Raw genomic sequence first — 20,961 nt, 5'->3', positions numbered from 1 at the left:
GAAACAATCGTTACCAGTCGGCGACGCTGCCGTCCTCGTGCCGCCATATCGGGTTGTGCCAGTCGAGATCGGCTTCTGCCTTCTCCCGAACGACGTCTAGCGCTACGTCGATACCCAGTCCCGGGCCGTCCAGCGTCTTCAGGTAGCCGTCGTCGAACGCAAACGGGTTCGAATTCAGCAGGTCGTGTGCGGGACTGGTCGTCTCAGAGTGTACGTCGAACCCCTGATCCTGGACTAACAGGTTCGGAACGACCGTATCGACCTGGATCGACGCAGCCAGCGCAATTGGACCCAGTGGGCAGTTCGGTGCAATGGCGACGTCGTGTGACTCCGCCATGTTAGCCAGTTTGACCATCTCTGAAATACCGCCTGCATGAGAGACATCGGGCTGAATCACGTCAATCGCCCCCGTTTTGAGGAGGTCTTTGTAATCCCATCTCGAATACAGTCGCTCACCCGCTGCGATTGGTGCGCGTGTCTGGGCCGCGATGTTCGGAAGGTGTTCGATGTTCTCGGGAAGCACCGGCTCTTCGATGAACATCGGTTCGACGGATTCGAGGCGGTTGGTGAGGGTCTTGGCCATCGATTTTGATACTCGGCCTCTGAAATCGATCCCGATATCCACTCGGTCGTCGACTGCTGTTCGAACGTGCTGAATCCGTTCTGTGATCTCGTCGAGCGACGCCTTTGTTTCGATGAATCGGGTCTGATTCGTCGCATCCATTTTGAGTGCGGTGTAGCCAGCCTCGGCTAACCGCGTCGCTTCTGCAGCGACATCCTCAGGCCGGTCACCGCCTATCCATTTGTACACTCTGACCTTATCGCGGCTTTTGCCACCCAGCAGTTCGTACACAGGTGCACCGAAGTGTTTTCCCTTGATATCCCAGAGCGCCTGATTGATACCAGCGATTGCAGACATCAGGATCGGTCCGCCGCGATAGAACCCGCCACGGTACAGCGCTTGCCAGTGATCCTCGATTCTAAACGGGTCCTTCCCGATGAGATACTGGTCCAGCATCTCCTCGACCGCCGCTCGAACTGTTTTCGCTCTCCCCTCGATGACGGGCTCACCCCACCCCAGAACTCCGGTGTTGGTTTCTAGTTTCAGGAAGACCCAGCGGGGAGGGATTTCGAACAGTTCGTATCCGGTGATTTGCATACTGCCGCATCGTATCCGGAGTGTGATTAACCTTCATGATATAATCTGCATAATCCAGCGCCCGCCGGGATTAATATCGGTTGTGCGGCTGTGTATCGTGGCGTTCGTCCCGCTGGCAGCTATCGACAGGACTCCAGATCGATACGTGCCATTCGCTAGGGTTGCTGGTGTAGCCCGCTATCCCAGCGCACTCCACTCGATATGTTTCGAGAGTTCCGGTGGATCGTCCGGATCGTATCCCTTCTTCACGGCCGTCTTGTACGTGAGCGATTGCAGAATCTTCAACGGGACTATGGGGTGGTCTGGCGATTGGGACGGGAGTTCGATTGAGATGTCTCCACCGTAGTCGTTCGTCGGCCGCCGCAGGACAATTGTGGTCACTCCGGCGTCGCGTAGCTTTGAAACGACCTCGCTGGTCAACGACGACTTCGATTCTCGGGTCGCAATGACGAGTGCCGGCTCACCGGCAGCGTTTGCGATGGGACCGTGGCTGATTTCCGGTGTCGGGAGCGCTGTCGTATGCAACAGTGCACCCTCGCCGAACTTCGTCGCCGCCTCGCCTGCAAGTCCATATTCGATCCCCTGTCCGAGAGTGTAGAGTGTCTTGGCCTCCGCGAGGACGGCGACGGCTGCCTGAAAGTCCTGATCGATGACGTTCCGGCATGTGCGTTGCAGTTCGCTCGGTGTGTACTCACTGTATTTGCTTTCGAGCAACGAGAACGTCAGTATCAGCGCGGCATCGACTGTTTTGGTAGCGAGGACTGCCTTCTCGGTCCCCGCCGGCGTGACGAGGACCTCGTCCGCTACTGACCCCAGCGTCGAATCGTCACTGTTTGTAACACCGATAACGACCGCACCCCCCTCTTTTGCTCGTCGAGCGGCTGTAACGGTTTCAGACGTCTCGCCGGACTGGGAGTAGGCGACGACAACCGTTTCCTCAGTAATCGGCGGACCGGCGAACAGGTATTCTGACGCGGCGTGCGCCGTTGCATCGATGCCGCTCTGGAAAGACGCATACTGACCGATCACGCCGGTCCAGTACGAGGACCCACAGCCGATGAAGTGGACTCGGTCAGCGTGTGCAATACGCTCGCGTGGCTCGGAAAGGTCGTGCGTACTCAGTTCGAAATGATTCAGTCGATCGATACCGGTTCGGATCTCGTCGTAGACTGCGTGTGTAGTCATGTTTTGGTGTTCAAGGGGCGGCACCGTGGTCAGTTGTTTCAACGACAACGCCGGCAGAGACGCTCCGGTCAGCCAGCGACTGTCTGACTGATCGGACTCGCTCTGCGATCACTTAGATTACTGATTGATGGCAGTGGATAATAAAACCATACGATAGGTATTTGTGATAGGCTGTAGGATCTGTTGCGAAGAATATCCCAAACAATTAATTATATATACTACATGGGTCGTTGGTGATAGCATATGTCAGACAGTAGTTTGCGGAGTGGCAAGCGACGTCGCTTCATCAAAAGCGCCGGAGCGGCAACGGTCACGCTGCTCGCGGGCTGTGGCGGCAACGAAAGTTCAGAGAGTTCCGACGGGGACGGCGGGGATGGCGACTCCGGCGCGAGCACCGGGGAGCAATCGAACGATATAACGACACTCACTGTCCGTCACTTCGTCAATGACCACATTGAGACGTTCTACGAGAAGCACAATCCCATACTGAAGAAAGAACACGGGATCAGCGTGGATTTCGAGACGATGGGCTGGGGCGTCGCTCGGAAGAAGCAAAACAACAGTATCTCCACTCGGACCGGTCCGGACGTCGAAGAGATCGCATCGACGTGGATGCCACAACAGGTCAATTCCGACGGCTGGATGGACCTCGAAGAAGCCGGCGTCTCGATGCCGACAGAGAATATCTATGATTCGCCGCTTCAGATCGGCAAATTCGACGGTGTCCGGGCTGGGTTCCCCTGGTTCTGGGGACCCCGCGGGCACATTTATTATAAATCGCTGTTCGAGGAAGCCGGTATCGACGGCCCTCCGTCGACCTGGGACGAACTCGCGAATGATGCGTCGAAGTACAACACGCAGGCCGAAAAGTGGGAACAGGAAGGCTACAACACGAGATACCTGTTCGGCATTCCTGGGGCGAACAACTGGGCAGTCGTCCAGTACTATATGATGCTCATCTGGCAAAACGGCGGGAGCGTGATCGCCGGGTCCAAGCCGACATTCGACAGCGACGCGGCGGTGGAGGCGCTGAATTTCTACAAGGACCTGTCGACGACGCACAAAGCGTCCCCACAGGCCTCAGTCGAGTGGAACGGCGTTGCACGGAACAACGCGTTTAGCAGCAAACGGATAGCCTCGACGTGGCAGGGGCTCAGGGTAGCAAACGATATCGACGCCGAACTCGGCGTCGGCAAGCCGCCGGCCGGTCCCCGGGGAGAGTCGTCGACCTTCTTCGGAGTGAACCTCATGGGCATCCATCCCTGGACGAAGAAGAAGAGCGAAGCCGCGACCTTCATCGAGTATCTGATGCAGCCCGAGGTCAACGCAGAACTCGCGAAGGGCTCTGGCTTCTTGCCGACGATCAAGAGTAGCTTCGAGCAAGACGCCTTCCAGGGTGAGCTGTATCAGTCCTTCAGTGAAGACGTTCTGAACAACACAAACGCCAAGACAGCGCCGCAAGTCGTGGGCTGGGGTGATGTCTCCGGAGCGATCAAGGGGGCTGTCACGAAGGTACTCACGAAGGCAGCAACGGACTCCTGGTCCGAAGGCGATACCGAGAAGGCACTCCAACAGGCTGCGATGCAGGCAGAGAACGCGCTTCAGGGATAAACTCCGGAAACAGATCGTTGGAGTGTGGGTCTGTGCTTGTCCCGTCGAATAGCTACTATAGTAACAATTGAAACGATTTACACACTGATCGCACTGCCATCGTGCGATCAGGTGTGCATTGATTTTCAACGGCTACTATAGCTTTGTGTCGGGACCGTGTCACTCTACGTCGTGCAGAACGATTAAATACATTGCATAATAATCGATTGTGTATGCTCCTGTCCGCGTACCAGCGAGTCAGACGTCGACTCCCAGCGGTTCATATCCCATACGTTAGCTCGTTACCTGCAAGCCAGCGCTTCGGGCTCAAGCTCATTGCCCCGGCTCTGGCAATGATGCTTCTCGTCCACGGGATTCCAGTCATCCTCGGGTTCGTTATGAGTTTCTACGAGTTCCCGTCGCTCAGATACACTGACTGGTTCCGCCCAGAGACGTTCGTCGGGCTTGACCACTTCGCGAAGGTCTTCCAGAAGGATACGATCTATGGCGCACAGTTCTGGAACTCGCTCAAAGTCACCATTCTGTACACGGTTGGCTCGGTCGTAGGGACGTACGTTCTCGGGCTCGTCACCGCACTCACCCTCGATAAGCAATTCCGAGGGAAGCTTGTCGCGAGGACCGTGATTCTGATTCCGTACGTGACACCGGTTGTCGTCACGCTTCTCACCTGGCGGATGATGTTCCGGAGCGATACTGGAGTCATCAACGCGTTACTCCGGCAGGCGGGACTCATCGAGGGGTCCCTGTTCTGGCTTCTGGGCCCGAACTCGCTGTACGCGATAATCATCGCGAACGTCTGGCGGAACTTCCCGTATGCGGCGATCATGTTGTACGCCGGACTGCAGTCGGTACCGGAGCAGTTGTACGAGGCTGCAGAGATAGACGGGGCCGGCCGATGGGGGAAACTGCGGTACGTGACGCTGCCACAGTTGAAGCCCGTCTCTGCCGTCATTCTACTGCTGTTGATCCTCTGGACCTTCATCAACTTCCCCGTCCCGTATATTTTGCTGGGCGGGTCACCGAGCGAATCGGGGAACGTCCTGATGTTGCTCATCTACTCCTTTGGCTTCAAACAGAGTGCGTACGGGATCGGGTCCGCGCTCAGCGCGATGCTGTTCCTGTTCTCTATGACCATCGCATACGTCTATTACAAGCGCGTTGTGGCGTCTAGCTACGACGGAGGTGCTATCTGAGATGCTCAGTTCGCTCATGGCTGCCGTTGGGTCAGAAAGTACGGTGGTGCCCGACGAAATGCGACTGACTGCCGACGGCAAAGAGCTCGTGTACCAACTACTCTGGCGCTCCGTGCTCATCCTCGTTCTCATATTCGCGATATTCCCCGTCTGGATGATGTTCACGACGTCGTTCAAAACCCGTGATGAAGTGCTGCAGCTCGGGCTCGACATAATTCCGGCGGACCCCTATGTCCAGAACTACTTCCTGATGTTCCAGCGGTTCCCGCTCGTCGACTACTACGTTAACAGCCTGATCATTTCGAGTGTGACAACGGTCCTCTCGCTGTTCATCGGTGGACTGGCTGCCTACTCGTTGTCGCGATATGAGTTCCCCGGCAAGGAGAAGTTCGAGATGGGGGCACTCGCAACGCAGATGATCCCCGGAGTACTCATCCTCATCCCGATGTTTCTGTTGTTCATCGTCATGGACCAGTCGGCGAACGTGCCGATGAAAGACACGTACCATGGAATGATATTCCTCTATACGACGTTTACCGTCCCGTTCACCATCTGGATGCTTCGTGGGTACTTCGACACGATACCGACCGCGCTGGAGGAAGCCGCGCGGATCGACGGCTGTACGCGGACACAGGCCCTGTTCCGCGTCGTCATGCCGCTTGCAGCACCGGGCCTGGCCGCGACTGGGATGTTCGTGTTCCTGCTCGCGTTTAACGAGGTGCTTTTCGCGTCGGTCCTGGCGACCGACAACGTCACGCCGTTCTCCATTGGGATTCAGAACTTCCAGCAGCAGGATCAGACGATGTGGGGCCAGATGATGGCTGCCTCGACGCTCGCCGCTGTCCCACTGCTCGCAATCTTCGTCGTGTTCCAGCGGCAGATCGTTTCCGGGCTGACGTCCGGGAGTGTCAAGCAGTAATCTTCGGCTCCAGTTTTGTGGCGGTTCGCGATTCCAAACGTAGTTTTATATCCCCAGCACGTCGGATGTTGTCATATGCAGACTCAGACGGTGGCGAGTATGCCATTAGCACAGAAAGTCGGCCAGTTATTCATGGCTGGCTTTGACGGCACCGAACCGACTGATGGGATACGGGAACTGATTCGTGAGTACAACCTCGGCAACATCATTTATTTCACCCGAAATATTACGTCGCCCGCGCAGGTGGCAGCCCTCTCGGCGGAGTTGCAGTCAGAAGCCACAGCAGTCGGCGCTGGCCTCCCACTGTTCGTCGCCACCGATCAAGAGGGTGGCGTCGTCTCACGCCTCGACTGGGGCACGCAACTGCCGAGTCAGATGCTCATTGGGGCCTGTGATGACGAAGCGATGGCTCGGAAAGCAGGTGTGACCGTCGGACGGGAGCTACGGAGCCTCGGAATCAATCTGAACCTCGCGCCAGTCCTCGACGTCAACAACAACCCGGACAACCCCGTAATCGGCGTCAGGTCCTTCGGTGAAAACCCCGAGCGTGTGGCTGCGCTGGGCGCAGCCATGGCCCAGGGCCTCCAGTCCGTGGCTGTCGCGGCCTGTGGGAAGCATTTCCCCGGTCATGGCGACACGGCAGTCGATTCACATCTCGACCTGCCGGTGGTCGCCCACGAGCGATCCCGACTGGAACGCGTGGAGTTCGCACCGTTCGAAGCGGCGATACAGAGCGGTATCGACGCGATCATGACCACACACGTTGCCTTTCCGGCGATAACAGGTGACGACGAACTGCCAGCGACGATATCGTCGGCAGTCCAGACAGCACTGCTTCGAAAGCAATTGGGGTTTGATGGGTTACTCGTCACGGACTGTCTCGAGATGGATGCGATTGCCGAAGGCGTCGGTCCCGCCGAAGGGGCTGTCCGTGCAATCGAGGCTGGGTGTGATATCGTCACTGTTTCACATACGCTCGAGCGACAGCGTGCAGCGATTGAGGCCGTGCTTGCCGCCGTCCGAACGGGACGGCTTACCGAGGAGCGAATCGACCGGTCGCTGCAGCGCATCCGGCGTTGTAAACAGCAACGGATGGGTGCATCTGAGACTGCCGAAGAGCCGGAGTGGAATCGCTGTGCGACCGAATCGAAACAGCTTGCAACCGAAATCGCAAACTGTGGGGTAACACTCGTCAGGGACGACAGCGAGACATTGCCGTTCGATACGTCGCGTCACCTGCATGTGGTCAGCTTTACCGGGACGCGGGGGTCGCCCGCCGAGGACGAGCGATACGACCCAGAGATGGTCGCTGCTGCGCTCAGCGAGGTCGGGTTTGAAATCACGACACAGACCGTGGCGACCGGTGAGACTGTCGAGATAGCGGCAGCGAACGAGCAGATTGTCGCTGTCAGTTACGATGCCCTGGCAAACGAGTCACAGGCAGCGACGCTCCGGACACTCATTGCGCACCACGACCGGCTGGCAGTCCTTGCCGTACGGAACCCATACGACCTCTCTGTCTGTCCAGATGCGGCTACGTTTTTGACGACGTACGGCTACTCGCCAGGTGCGATTCAGGCAGCGGCGAAAGCACTGGCAGGGACGGTCGACCCAACGGGGACGCTTCCGGTCACGATTCCCGACTGAGGTAGCTTCAACGACAGTGCTGGTGAAACGCCGGCGACCCTATCCGAGAAACTCCTGTGCGGACTCGTGCAGCGGGACGAACCCCTCCGCACTGCGGGCACCGGCCTGCTTCCCGAACACGAGATTCTCGGCGCGAAGTCCGTCGATGAGGTTGTCGAACTCGGCGTCGATGCCCCCGTGCTCGACGAGGAACTCCACCTGTGACTCGTGTTTCTTGATCGCCGTGACCTTCTGTTCCAGATACCCATCGATATCGATGAACATGGAGGGTGTAAACTCCGATGTCGGCTTGCCGAAGTAGTAGATGTTGTCCGGATCACAGGGTTCGAAATCCGTCTCAACGAGGGGGAGCGAAGCCATGTAGTACGCGTCCGTAACTAAACGTGACGTCGCTCGGTGGTCTGGATGCAGATCGTCTTTGTAGTGCGTGAGGATGACGTCCGGGTCGTACTCCCGGATGACATCCACCATCTCTACACGGTTCTCCAGGGAGTAAGTGATCCGCCCGTCTTTGAACTCGAGGAACGCGACTTCCGAGGCGCCTAACACCGCCCCCGAGTCGCGGGCCTCCTGTTCACGGACCCTCCCGACGGCTTCCTGTGAGTCCGTTCGCAGCCCGCCGTACTCTCCCCGAGTCATGTGTACGATACTGACCTCGTCACCGCGTTCAGCGTGCTTTGCTATCGTACCGCCACAGAAGACATCTGCGTCGTCTGGGTGGGCAACTACTACGAGGACGTCCATACTATGCTATGGTATTGTAAGTTATTATTTATATCTTTTCTCTGTTACAGATGTGTGAGCAGGCGGTCGACGACGTACGCAGCACCGTCTTCGTCGAGACACATTGGGTTGAGAACGATCTCTCCCTCGTCGATGCGGTCCTCACCGACATACACGCGCGGGTCCTCGCGCTGCAGTTCTGTCACCAGCGCGGCTGCCGAGAGGGTAGATTGGGAGTGAGTTATATCCACAACGACCCGTGGAGCAACACTCTGCTCACCACCAGCGACGACTGTGGTCTCCACGCCCGCTGCCTCGAGCTGGCTCGCCATGTTTTCGGCGAGGTTCTCCCACTCGGCGACAATCGCTTCCTGATCCTCCTCGATGAACAGTTCCAGCGCGCGAATGAGGCCGACAAGTTCCTCCTTACCGACCTTGAGCGACCGTCCGATTCCCTGTCTGGGGACCCCATCGAACCGTTCCGTCTCGATAAGCGAGCTGGGTGGGTTCCAGACCCGGCGGTCGACGTGCATATCCTGATGCTGCACAGCGATTGAACGGATATACTGACGTTTGCCGGCGATGATACCCGTCGTCTGTGGGCCGCGGATTCCTTTGCCACCGCTGAACACCACCATGTCGGCTCCCTGCTCGACGAAACGAGAGAGGTTCTCAATGGGCGGCACCTCGGCGGCAGCGTCGACAATCACGGGGACATCGTGTCGGTGTGCGATCTCCGAGACCGTCGAGAGGTCCGGCTGTGTGTATGTTTTCTGGACGTACGCGACCCCGGCAGTGTTTTCGTCGATGGCGCTTTCGATCTCCCAGGGTTCCACGTTTGTTGCGCCAGTGCCGAGGTGGTAATCGTTTGTCCCGACATCGACGATGTTTGCGCCAGCCGCTCGCAGTGCGTGGTCGTACCCCGTCCGGTGAGTCCGGGGCATCACGATGTCGTTTGGTGCGTCTGTCGGATGGGGTAACTCCGACATAGTTTTCGGGTCGTCCCCCGCGATCGCGGCAGCCGCGGCCAACAACAGGCCGGCCTCAGCACCCGGCGAAACGTATCCGGCTTCCGACCCGGCGATCTCAGCGATCTGTTCGGAAGCCGTTGCCTCTAGGTCACTCAGCTGAACGAATTCGTCGGCAGCAGCGCGCATGGCGTCCGCGGCTTCCTCTCGAATGAGGCTGCCGCCAATCCGCGTTTTTGTGCCCGCTGCATTGACGACCGGCGTGACACCCAACTGACGATACACCGACTCTGACTCTGTTGTGAATGGAACCATAGTTGTGCTCTTTTCACTACCGCTAGTCCCGTATACGAACTCAAACCCGCTCCAGGTATATGAAAGGTTCCCATCTATAATCGAAGAACACAAACTATTATATGTCTCTGTGGAACAATAACAGGTATCGCATGGCACAGTTAGAGCTCGATAACCTTGTCAAGACGTTTTCCGACGGGAGCGACGAGGTTGTCGCTGTCGATACGGTGAATATGTCGCTAAACGACGGCGAGTTTCTGGTACTGGTCGGCCCGTCCGGCTGTGGAAAATCGACAACCTTGCGGATGGTCGCCGGGCTTGAGACGGTGACTGAGGGCGATATTCTGATCGGAGACGAGTCTGTTATCGGCACCGAGCCCCGTGACCGCGACATCGCGATGGTCTTTCAGAACTACGCGCTCTATCCACATATGACCGCAGAGGAGAACATGTCGTTCGGGTTGAAGATGACGACGGATCTGGATACAGAAACGATTGAACAGCGTGTAACCGAGACAGCCGAGATGATGGGCATCGAGGACTTGCTTGATGATCCGCCAAAGGAGCTATCTGGGGGCCAGCAACAGCGGGTGGCGCTCGGGAGAGCAATCGTTCGGGACCCAGCGGTGTTCTTGATGGACGAGCCACTGAGCAATCTGGATGCCAAACTCCGGACGAAAATGCGGACCGAACTAAAGAGCCTCCAGAACGAACTCGACGTGACAACGATCTACGTTACTCACGACCAGACGGAGGCAATGACGATGGGCGACCGTATCGCTATTCTGGACGACGGCGTGTTACAGCAGGTCGGAACGCCACTGGAGTGTTATCACCGTCCAGCCAATCGGTTTGTCGCCGGGTTCATCGGGTCGCCCTCGATGAACTTCATTCCTGCCGCTGTCGAGGACGGGTCGCTAGTGCACCAGGAGTTTACCTACGGGCTGTCCGCTGAAACCACCGCCCAGCTCGACGGGTACGAGGAAGTCATCCTCGGTGTCCGGCCCGAAGATATTCAGCTCAGCACCGCGACTGGCCCGGAGCAGACCGTTACCGCGACCGTCGACGTCGTCGAGCCACTTGGGGACCTGTTTCATGTGTACGTGACTATCGACGGGCAGCAGTATACAGTCACCGTCGAGGATGGGTCAAACCTCGGGAATGGCGTCACGGTCGGATTGCGGTTCCCAGAGGAGGTCATCCATCTCTTTGATGCAGACTCCGGCACTGCGATCAAGAACAGTGAAACGGAAATCGACGAAGAGAGTCCGGTTGCAGCCTGATTTTGCTCATTCCGCAACGCTCGATAGAATGTGGCTTGAGAGTACCCGTGAAGGGTTCCCAGTGGTAGTGACGGCCGGGAGAATACCCAAGGAGCCACTGGGAGGAAGCACCGCGGAACGGACCCGCTTTAACAGCGCGCTGAGAGCAGGGCTGGCTGACGAGACTATCTGAGACGTGCTTACTCAGTATTCAATATTCCCGCTCTGCGAGCGAGTATGGGAGTTCGTTTCGTAATGTGAAATGTATTCACGCAGTCACCAGCGAGGCGCAGTCACTTGCGATATGAACTGTTGTCGTTGTGAGGCGTCAGGACCGCAACGGCGCTGTGTTTCGTAATACGACATCTGCGTTGCCTTCAGATAACAGGCGTACAGATATTATCGGAGTGGTCGGCTTATCTACACGTCTCACTATAGTAATAATTGAAACGATGTACACACTGATCGAACTGCCGTCGGGCGATCAGGTGTGCATTGATTTTCAATGGCTACTATAGGCGGTCGAGAGTAGCGGAGAGACAGATGTAACCCTGACTGAGATTCAACACCTGTGAACAACCCTCACTGCAGGCCGGATGGTTGCACTGCGACTCTGGAGCGCGCATACCGCAGAGATACGCCCATAAGATAACAGGCGTACGGCTGTTATCTTTTTCAGAGTCGGCCTGAGAGTTACCGGCTGTAGGTGATAGTATCGGCGTTGGAGTGCAGCAGACCAGTATCGAGGCGATACGAGAAGTGATTGCGGTTGTGCAAGGAGAGTGCTGAGCACGAACAAGGCGAATCGAAGCGGACTGGGAGACTGTGACAGGACTAGTCCCGGTAACGCTGCTATCCTCGCTATGTTCTCATTTGTATTTCGTATGCTGCGGCCGAGTTCAAGCTGATTGAACAGCGTGGTGTACAGCAAAAGTGCCAGCGTCCGACATCTGCATCGGCCGGCACTAGAATACCGGGACGACGCCGCCTTACTCCGTTTCTCAGTGGCAATACAGTGGTCAGTAGGTACGTAAACGGAACGGACGGAATTTAGGAGGGTTACTGGATTGCCGAGTTTTGGGTAGGTATATCATGGTTCAGTCGTCGCGACGCCACTGGGAATACACCTGATAGCACAGTCCCCGGGCACATGATTCAATCTTGTTGAATAATTTTATAAACAGTTAGCCGAATATACGCGTATGACAGGACAAGGCCCGATAGAGTCCGCCGGGAGGGTGCTGGACATTATTGAAGCACTGAAAACGGAACAGGCACTCGGCGTCACTGAGCTGGCAGAGCGAGTGGAGATGCCCAAGAGCACAGTCCACGTTCATCTCTCGACACTCCAGAGCCGAGGCTACGTCGTCCAGGACCAGAACAAGGCGTATCGGCTGAGCTTGCGGTTTCTGGATATCGGGATGAAAGTCCGCGAGCGACAGGAAATGTACCAGGAGGTCGCCCCGAAACTGAACGAGATAGCCGACGAAACCGACGAGAAAGCGTGGTGGATCGTCGAAGAGAACGGAAAGGCGGTCTTCCTGGCCAAAGCGCTCGGCAGTCGGGCGATTCAGACAAACTCACAGATCGGCCAGTACACCGAACTGTACAGGCTCGCTGGTGGCATGGCAATCCTCTCAGTGTTGCCGGAACACCGGCGGGAGACAATCCTCGAAAGCTACGACTACCCTCTCCCCGACGGTCGGGATCGGCAGGAACTCGAAGCAGAACTCGACGAGATTCAGGACCGCGGCGTCGCCTACGGCATCGACCAGTTCCTCGAAGGCGTGGCCGGCGTCGGTGCCCCGCTGGTAGACAACGCCGGCAACACGTACGGTGCCATCAGCGTCTCGGGACCAGCGAACCGGCTGGACTCGGAACGCATCGAAAACGAACTGACGGACCTCATCCGTGGAATCTCCGGCGAGCTACAGGTGAATCTCTCGTATCAGTAGTTCTACTGACTCGAACACCGCCATTCTGGACAAGAAACCTGTGAAACCGCTCGATACCTCCGGAATAACGCTTTGACACGATAGAAACCGATTCAATAGAATAGAACGAGCCATGGGGTATGTTCACACACTGATGGTCGCTACTGCTCGGTGCATGGAGTTCGAACTATAGTCGGTAAGCCCCGTCCCGAACGGGGCCCTGCGCTATACGGCAAGTGACCGGGGATCGGGTCGTCGCCCGGCGATTGTCGCCATAGTCAGTCAGTGACACCGACGCCGAGGTGTCTGTCGAGTACGTCCTCGTTGTTCTGGATCTCCGCCGCAGTCCCCTTGTGGACGATTTCGCCCTTTTCGAGGATGTACGTGTACTCCGAGACCGCCAGTGCGACCGGGATGTTCTGCTCGACAACCAGCACCGTGATACCCTGTTCGTTCAGTTCGAGGATAAGGTCCTCTATCTGTCGGACGACATAGGGTGCGAGCCCTTCCGTCGGTTCGTCAAGCAACAACAGATCCGGGTCGGCAGTCAGGGCACGGCCGACCGCGAGCATCTGCTGTTCGCCACCGGAAAGGACCGACCCGTCCTTGTGTTCTCGCTCCGCGAGGTTCTCGAACATGTCCAGCACGTCGTCGACTGACGGCCCGTCAGGCGACTCGGCGCCGATCTCGCCCATTCTGATGTTCTCTCGGACGGTCAACTCGGGGAAGATCCGTCGCTCTTCGGGAACGAACCCGATGCCGCTCCGGATCGTCGCCTCGGCGTTGAGTGTCGTGATATCGTCGCCATTGAACGTTATTGACCCACCAGTCGGGGTGATGTTCCCGACAATCGACCGTAGCGTCGTCGTCTTGCCGACGCCGTTGCGCCCGACCAGCGACACAACGCTTCCGCGTTCGACATCCATCGAGACGCCCTGTAGCACCTCGGTCATCCCGTACCCGGCCCGGACATCTTCGAGAGAGAGGAGCGGGTCGGTCATTCGCGGACACCACCGAGGTACGCATCGCGGACGTCTTCGTTGTTTGCGATCTCGTCGGGTGTCCCGCTTGCGAGTTCTTCGCCGCGAGTAAGGACGGTAATCCGGTCCGAAACACGCATCACGAGGTCGATATCGTGTTCGATGAGCATCAACGACCGGTCTGAGAGGACCTCATCGATGAGGTTCATCGTGGCCTGTGTTTCCTCGCTACTCATTCCTGCGGTCGGTTCGTCGAGCATGACGAGGTCGGGGTCTGTCGCCAGCACGAGCCCCAGTTCGAGTCGTCGCTGATCGCCGTACGCCAAGGCCTCCGCGTGCTCGTCAGCCCTGTCTTGGAGCCCGATCTGTTCCAGTACTGTCCCGGTTTGCTCCGCGATCTCGTCGAAGCCGTTCTTGTCACGGAACAGCGCTTCGCCGGGGTTGATATCGTCACTGTGGACGGACTGTGCTGCCAGCCGAACGTTTTCTCGAACGGTGAGACCACCGAAAACGTTCGTAATCTGGAACGACCGGCCCAGTCCGCGGCCAACCCGTTCGTGTGGCGCGACGTCAGTGATGTCCTCACCTTTGAACCGCACGACGCCCGCTGACGGCGATAGTGCGCCAGTGATGAGGTTAAACGTCGTTGTCTTCCCGGCCCCGTTTGGCCCGATAACGCTCCTGAACTCACCGTCCGCAACCGACAGCGACACGTCGTCAACGGCGGTGAGCTTGCCGAACCGCTTCGTCAGTCCGTCCGTTTCGAGTACAGTCTCAGTCATCGCTTCTCACTTCCGGCTCATCCATGTCAACAGGACCGTCCGCGTTGTTGGCCGTCTCCAGCCGTTGTGCGACGAGAGACGGAATCGATACGATACCGCGTGGGACGAACAGCACGAACAGGATGAACATCGTCCCGATGATAAGCCGCCACTGGTCGGTGTACGACGAGAGGAACTCCTCGGCACCGAAGAAGACACCGGAGCCGATCATGGGACCGTACAGTGTCCCCATTCCGCCGAACAGCGCAATGACGATGACTTCACCAGAGTGGATCCAGTTGAGGGTCTGGTCCGGCGAAATGATGACAGTCGATGGACTAACTGCGAGGAGGCCGCCAGCCAGTCCAGCCATTCCGCCGCTGATGACAAACGCTCGGCGCTTGTATCTGTTGACGTCGTACCCGATGAACTCCGCTCGCTCCTCGCTTTCCCGAATCGACTGCAGGACACTGCCAAACGGCGCGTTCATCATGCGCCGAGCGAACAGGAGCGACAGCACGGCGATGAGCAGGGCGAGATAGTAGAACACGAACTGCTGTCCGAGTTCGTAGCCGAGGAGCCCGAACTCGATGTTCGAGAGCGACGCCCCGATAGTACCGAATCCGAGGAACGCCTCGAAGCCGAGCAGGCCGTCGCTCCCGCCGGTAAAGTCGAACTTGAACACAGCACTGTAGAGCAGCTCCGCGAACGCCAGCGTGATCATGGCGAAGTACACGCCGGACACCCGAATCGAGAGGCTGCCGACGATCCAAGCTAGGACGGCACAGATGAGAATCGCCCCGAGCAACACGACGAAAACCGACTGCGAATAGTGCAACATGACGAGCGCGGCGGTGTACGCACCGACGCCGTAGAACATGGTGTGGCCCAGCGGGACCAGGCCGGCATAGCCCATCACGATATCGAGACTCAATGCGAAGATTGCCCAGATCAGGATCTCGTTGAGAACGACGAGGTAGTACTGGTCGCCCATGAACAGAATCGCGAGTGGGGCGAGCGCGAGCGCGACAACGGCGATACCGCCGAGCCGTACCCGCGTGCTGTCCGCCAGTACCCCGCCGTACCCCCCGACGAGAATCTCGCCCTCGCTTTCCGACTCTTCACCTCGCGTTCCGAACAGTCCTTGCGGTTTCACGAGCAACACGGCGATCATGAGCAGGTACACAGTCAACCCCTCGAGATTGGGAACGCTCAGCGTGACGTCTCCGACCGTTGCCACGACAGACCCATTGTAGGCCCGCATCAGCGTCTGGACGACACCGACGAGCAACCCGCCGAAGACGGCACCCCTGAAGCTACCGAGGCCGCCGAGGACGACGACAACGAACGCCGGGATGATGACGCTGTTCCCCATCCCGGTGTTCACGTTCTGGTAGCCGCCGAGGACGATCCCGGCGACAGCAGCGAGCGCCGCACCGACACCGAAGACCAGCGTGTAGTACTGGTCGATGTCGATACCCACGTTGCGGACCATTTCACGGTCCTGCGATCCGGCACGGATGATCATCCCGTACTTCGTCCGGTTCAGCAGGTACCACGTCACTACCGCGAGCAGCGCCGCAAAGACGATCATGAAATAATTGTACACGGACACCTGGACGCCCAGTATGGACACTGGTCGGCTCAGATACTCCGGGACAGCCAGCTGTCGTTGCTGTGTCCCCCAGATAAGACGGATGCCGTCGTTGATTACGAGCACGAGCCCGAACGTCAGGAGAATGTGATATAGCGGGTCTCGACCGTACAGCGGTCGGACAGTCGTTCGCTCGATAGCGGCACCGATGAGACCGACGGCGACCGGTGCAACCACTATCGCGATCCAGAACCCAGTCCCCGCGCCGAACGGCGCGATGATGCTGAGGGAGAAATACGCGCCGAGCGCGAACAGTTCGCCATGGGAGAAGTTGATCACGTCCATCACGCCGAAAATGACCGACAGTCCGGCGGCTAGCAGGACGTAAACCATCCCCAGGGTGAGGCCATTCAGCAGTTGTTCGATGAAATCGGCAGCAACCATCGTACTACCTACATCTCACAGCCGAGGTCACTGGCCGGTGGCAGCGTCTCCGAACCCGGGACCTGCTCGAGGAGTTCGACATCCGCTGTGTCGCCATCGCCCGCGACGAGTTCGGCCATCCACGTCGGATTGGTGGCCTGGTGATCGCTCTCCCGAAGCGTGATGTCCCCCAGCACTGTCGTGAACGTGCCTCCTTCGAGGGCGTCCCGGACATCCCCCGGTTCGGTGCTCCCGGCTTCGTTCATTCCTTTGGCCATCAGCCGCATCGAGTCGTAGCCGACGCGGGCGAAGTTGCCGGGCTCTCTGTCGTTCTCGCTGGCGTAGGCCTCGACGAATGCCTGATTGTCCCCGGTCTCGAGCGAGGGGTCATACCGAGCGCCGCCGAAGGTGCCGACGCTGTTCGACCCGGTCCCGGCACGGACGCTCTGGAACGTCTGGGTCGGACCGACAACAGCCATCTGGTCGGTGAGGCCCTGATCTGCGGCCTGGTTGGTGAAGTTCACCAGATCACCACCGGTCATCCCCAACACGACCACGTCAGCGTCGGAGTTGCTGATCTGCGTGATGAACGAACCGTAGTTGCTGGCACCCAACTCCGACGTTGATGTCCCGACCTCGGTGTAGTCGTCGCTGGCGTTCTCCATTCGTCTGCTCGTGCGGTTGTACACCGAGTCGCCGTACGCGTAGTCCGCGTAGTGGAACCAGACGTTGTTCCCCAGATTGTTGACTGAATACGCCGATATCGCCTCGGCGATCTGTGCAGTATTCGTTTCAAAGCGGAACACCCATTCGTTGCAGGCGGACCCGGTGATCGGCACCGCTGCGCCGCCGGGGAAGTAGATATGCTCAGATTGCCCGGCAAAGTCGTTCAGCCCGAGCGCAACGGAGCTGGAAATCGCACCGAACACGAACTCTGCCCCCTCTTCCTGGACGACACGCTGGGCCTCGGACTGTGCGGCCCCGGCCTCGGTTTCTGTGTCGCCCGTCACCAACTCGAACTCGAAGTCGTAGTCGTCGGTGTCGTTTATTTCTGCTACAGCGAGTTCAGCCCCAGTGCGCTGGCCTGGCCCGAGAGAGCTGAACGGGCCAGTCATTGGATTCAGGCTCGCAACGGTCACTGCCTCCTCGCCACCTGTTGATCCACCTTGGCAGCCAGCGAGGCCAAGCGCGCCGGCCGCGCCGGCGGCGGCGATGAACTGTCTCCGTGAACGGTCGATTCCCACACTACTGTCTGGTGAGGTACCTTCGCTCGACATAGGTTCATTATCTATTGTTAAGCAAATCGTATTAAAGCCTTGCCCCCTGTCGGCGCGTCTCGCGCTGTTCGCCGCGTTCGGTAACTGCACTATCGCGTCTGGCGGCTCTTGGTCACCGCCGCTGTGGGGGCTAGCTGGTGTTGTCGTCTTGTCTGTACAGCCACGCCAGCGCAGTCCCGAGTACTGCGGTCGCCCCAGTGAGTGCCGTGAAGCCGGGACCACTGGCGGCAGTCCCGGTATTCGTCTCCGTCGCTGTGTCCGCACTCTCTGTCTCGGCAGGAGTTGTCGCCCCGCCGGCCACAGTACTCTCGTCTGTCTCAGTGCCCTCACTCGTCGGCGTGTCACCGGTGGCACCGTCAGTTGGGCTTGCTGACCTCGTCAACTCACGAATTTCAGACGTTGCGGACTCGATAGCGGCGTCGGCGAACAACAGCTGCTTGTACTCGAAGTCCTCGAACATCGCCAGCTGGTCGTCGTAATGTTCGCCGGTAGTGCTGTCCGGAGCGACGTAGCCGTCGTTTCCGGGCGGGAGGATGTTCTCAGCCTGCGGGTCGTCGCTGAGCCGGACGACGTGATTCTCGGTCCCACGGTTCATCAGCGCCGTGTTCCCCGCGGACGTGACGCCGATAGGCATTCCGAACAGCGCGAGGTTGTCGAACTCGTGCAGGGCTGCCTCACGCCGCCAGGACCCCGGGTCGCCGTCGTATCGCGCGGCGAGTTCGCTCACGGCCGTCCGGAACGCGCTGACCAACGCGTCCGTGATATCTCCATCGGCGTACTCTGCTTGCGTCGGCAGTGCTGTCTCCGCCGGGTTGAGGACCCGCATCAGGGTGCCGCGTCCGTAGTCGTAGTCGAGGAAGTACGATGCCGGCCCGTATGCGCTCCCGAACGTCTCGCCGAAAACCTCCTCCAGAATGTACGGGAACGTCGCATCCCAGATCGTGTACCCGGCAGAGTGGCGTCCCTCGTTGTCTTCGCCGTCGGCCTGGGCGAAGTGGTCCCACGAAGCCAGTTCGTCGCGGGCTTGCTGTTCGGTGCTGGAGAGGTCTGCGTCCGCAAGCGCGTCGAGCAGATGCTCTCTGTACCGAATCGAACGCAGGTCGGTGAAGGAGATATCGTAGATAACGGTCTTCAGGAACTCATAGTCGACTTCGCCGTCCTGAGCTAACCGCTGCTCTACCAGATTGATAATCCGTTGCACGCGGTGGTCGGTCGCCCACGAATAGCTCAGGTCGCCGTTGTTCCAGTCCGGTGCGGGTTTGTTGTTCCACTGTGCCGAGTACCCCGGGTCGGGGTTGATCGCGTATGGCACGTCACCGTCAGCCGCGCGCAGGTAGTCCGCCGACGTGAGTTCGTACTGCGTTCCATCGGCTGGCAGCCGAGTGTCCCAGTCGACTGCTTCGCTGTCTGGATACCGCCCCAGATGGACATACGCGATGTCGCCGTCCTTGTCTGCCCACATGAAGTTCAGTGCGTAGTCACAGCGCTGTGCTGACTCCCGGAACTCCTCGGCGTCCGTCGCGAACTGACACTCGTAGAAGGCCCGCCAGCAGTTCATGTGCCGGCCGGCGTATGACTTCGTCTGCGCCAGCGCTTCCCCGTTGTCGGGGTCCCACTGGGTCACGACACCGTGGCGTGTGAACCGTTCCGTGTACGTCACGTCCTCGCCGTCGGCGACAGTGATCGTCTGCTCGGCTGTTTCGACCTCGGACTCCTCGCCCTGGAAGGTGTACGTGTCCGGACCCGACGCGTTGGTCGTGATCGACTCCGTGAACATCTGGATGCAGTTGTCGATCCCGGCAGTCGAAGTCAGTGCCCCGTTGCGGTTGTGTCCGAACATGATGAACGGATACCCGGTAACGGTGACACCGGCGACGTCGAAATCCGGCCCGTGCAGGCTCGCCTCGTACATTATCGAGGGCGTGTTGAACCCCATCTGTGGCCCGCCCATCAGTAGCGCATCGCCACTGGACGTGATATCACCCTGGACAGCGAGGGCGTTGCTGCCGTACTTGATCGGGAGGCCCAGACTATCGAGTCCGGACGCAAGGGTTCGCATCCGCTCCATCTCTGCCTCGTGCATCCCTTCGGCGTCAGTTGGTGGCGTGTAGTCACCGCCAGTGACGAGGTTGCTCGGCATCATAGACGCGCCGGTTGCCCCGCGCGTCACCCTGTCCGTCTCCTGTCCCCCGGTCACGTCGGGTGTCGGCCCTGCACCTACGTCAGTATAGGGAGGGGAGTAGGCATCCGAGGACTGGACTGTCGAGGTCGGGCAGCCGGGGTCGTTACCCCACTGCAGGTCCTCGAAGAGCGCCATGGCACGCTGTTCGCTCCCTGTTTCCTGTGTGAGTGCGTCGAGGACAGTTGCGCTGAGGGTCTCCAGCTGGAAGCCGCTGAAATATGCCATACTCGCGACGAACATCCCCGCGGTGTCCGCCGTAGTAAACGCCTCGGGCTCGAACCCGTGCTCCTGAAACGCCTGGTGGAATTCCAGGTCCTCGCTCTCGCGGACTTCGGTAATATACCGGTTGATGCCGTCGGTAAACGCCTGCAGGACCGCTCGCTGGTCCGCCGTCAACTGTTCAGCGGCCTGCTCGTCGAGTGACGGCTCGCCGGCGGTGTTGCGCCGCGCCTCGATATCGAACTGGATCCAGTCGGTGTCCCCGTCACCCGAGCCGAGGATCTCTGCGACAGTCCCGTGATAGTACCGCCGGTACAGTTCTAGCTGATAGAGCCGGTCGGCCGCGGTCGCGTATCCGAACCCATAGAACACCGGGGCACGGCTGTCGGCGTCGCGGGCGTAGACGTGTGGTACGCCGTAGTCGTCGCGTCGTATCGTGACCGTCGCGTCATCGTCCTGTGCGTACGCTAACTCCGTCTCCACGGCTCCGATACCGGTCATGCCGGTAACCGCCGCGCCCGTTTTCAGAAGCGATCGTCGTGTGAGGTGCCGCCGCGATTGCTGGTGCTGTGCTGGCATCCCGTAGTCGACAGTCTGGATATTTAATAAATATTTGGGAACATTTCAGAC

General features: G+C 58.9%; 15 protein-coding genes. 6 read left to right on the top strand and 9 right to left on the bottom strand.

From position 1 onward, the window contains the following. Positions 1-10: 10 nt before the first annotated feature. The gene (gene dgoD, locus C442_RS05190; RefSeq protein ID WP_008308410.1) at positions 11-1,159 is read right to left on the bottom strand and encodes a galactonate dehydratase; all 1,149 of its coding nucleotides are present in this window, start codon (positions 1,157-1,159) and stop codon (positions 11-13) included. 177 nt (positions 1,160-1,336) lie between these two features. After that, the gene (locus C442_RS05185) at positions 1,337-2,344 is read right to left on the bottom strand and encodes an SIS domain-containing protein (RefSeq protein WP_008308409.1); all 1,008 of its coding nucleotides are present in this window, start codon (positions 2,342-2,344) and stop codon (positions 1,337-1,339) included. A 243-nt stretch (positions 2,345-2,587) separates the two neighbouring features. Here C442_RS05185 and C442_RS05180 point away from each other — a divergent pair, with 243 nt between their 5' ends. The 4 genes from C442_RS05180 (at position 2,588) to nagZ (ending at position 7,714) form a co-directional block, all read left to right on the top strand. Continuing rightward, on the top strand, positions 2,588-3,955 hold the full coding sequence (locus tag C442_RS05180; protein WP_049942840.1) for an extracellular solute-binding protein: 1,368 nt from the start codon (positions 2,588-2,590) through the stop codon (positions 3,953-3,955). Between the two features lie 332 nt (positions 3,956-4,287). Then, positions 4,288-5,148 (top strand): carbohydrate ABC transporter permease, encoded by an 861-nt coding sequence (locus C442_RS05175; RefSeq protein ID WP_008308407.1) that lies wholly within the window; start codon positions 4,288-4,290, stop codon positions 5,146-5,148. A gap of 1 nt (position 5,149) precedes the next feature. After that, on the top strand, positions 5,150-6,067 hold the full coding sequence (locus tag C442_RS05170) for a carbohydrate ABC transporter permease (protein ID WP_008308406.1): 918 nt from the start codon (positions 5,150-5,152) through the stop codon (positions 6,065-6,067). 75 nt (positions 6,068-6,142) lie between these two features. Further along, entirely contained in the window at positions 6,143-7,714 is a 1,572-nt protein-coding gene (gene nagZ, locus C442_RS05165) for a beta-N-acetylhexosaminidase (RefSeq protein ID WP_049942839.1), read from the top strand. A gap of 39 nt (positions 7,715-7,753) precedes the next feature. Here the strand turns inward: nagZ and C442_RS05160 are convergent, their stop codons facing one another. Both C442_RS05160 and C442_RS05155 read right to left on the bottom strand, forming a co-directional pair. Then, complete coding sequence (locus tag C442_RS05160; protein WP_008308403.1) at positions 7,754-8,458, bottom strand: PIG-L deacetylase family protein; 705 nt, start codon at positions 8,456-8,458, stop codon at positions 7,754-7,756. Between the two features lie 44 nt (positions 8,459-8,502). Then, the gene (locus C442_RS05155; RefSeq protein WP_049942838.1) at positions 8,503-9,720 is read right to left on the bottom strand and encodes an aminotransferase class V-fold PLP-dependent enzyme; all 1,218 of its coding nucleotides are present in this window, start codon (positions 9,718-9,720) and stop codon (positions 8,503-8,505) included. Positions 9,721-9,851: 131 nt separating this feature from the next. On the opposite strand from C442_RS05155, the gene C442_RS05150 reads away from it, so the two are divergent. Continuing rightward, complete coding sequence (locus C442_RS05150; protein ID WP_008308399.1) at positions 9,852-10,982, top strand: ABC transporter ATP-binding protein; 1,131 nt, start codon at positions 9,852-9,854, stop codon at positions 10,980-10,982. Positions 10,983-12,163: 1,181 nt separating this feature from the next. Further along, positions 12,164-12,916 carry an IclR family transcriptional regulator gene (locus C442_RS05145; protein WP_049942837.1) on the top strand — a complete coding sequence of 251 codons (753 nt, stop codon included), beginning with the start codon at positions 12,164-12,166 and terminating at the stop codon, positions 12,914-12,916. Positions 12,917-13,173: 257 nt separating this feature from the next. On the opposite strand, the gene C442_RS05140 is transcribed toward C442_RS05145, so the two are convergent. The 5 genes from C442_RS05140 to C442_RS05120 form a co-directional block, all read right to left on the bottom strand. Then, a complete protein-coding gene (locus C442_RS05140; RefSeq protein WP_008308395.1) occupies positions 13,174-13,896 on the bottom strand; it encodes an ABC transporter ATP-binding protein in 723 nt (240 codons plus the stop codon). Then, positions 13,893-14,657, bottom strand: a complete 765-nt coding sequence (locus C442_RS05135) for an ABC transporter ATP-binding protein (RefSeq protein WP_008308393.1) — start codon at positions 14,655-14,657, stop codon at positions 13,893-13,895. The genes C442_RS05140 and C442_RS05135 overlap by 4 nt, the downstream gene beginning before the upstream one ends. Beyond that, a complete protein-coding gene (locus C442_RS05130) occupies positions 14,650-16,674 on the bottom strand; it encodes an ABC transporter permease (protein WP_008308392.1) in 2,025 nt (674 codons plus the stop codon). Before C442_RS05130 ends, C442_RS05135 begins: the two co-directional genes overlap by 8 nt. 8 nt (positions 16,675-16,682) lie before the next feature. Further along, positions 16,683-17,930, bottom strand: a complete 1,248-nt coding sequence (locus C442_RS05125) for an ABC transporter substrate-binding protein (RefSeq protein WP_049942836.1) — start codon at positions 17,928-17,930, stop codon at positions 16,683-16,685. Positions 17,931-18,060: 130 nt separating this feature from the next. Beyond that, a complete protein-coding gene (locus tag C442_RS05120; RefSeq protein WP_049942835.1) occupies positions 18,061-20,910 on the bottom strand; it encodes a penicillin acylase family protein in 2,850 nt (949 codons plus the stop codon). Positions 20,911-20,961 lie beyond the last annotated feature (51 nt).

The organism is Haloarcula amylolytica JCM 13557 (genome assembly GCF_000336615.1).
Lineage (GTDB): Archaea > Halobacteriota > Halobacteria > Halobacteriales > Haloarculaceae > Haloarcula > Haloarcula amylolytica.
Note: the sequence above shows the minus strand (reverse complement) of the source record. Positions and strands in the feature narration are given on the sequence as shown.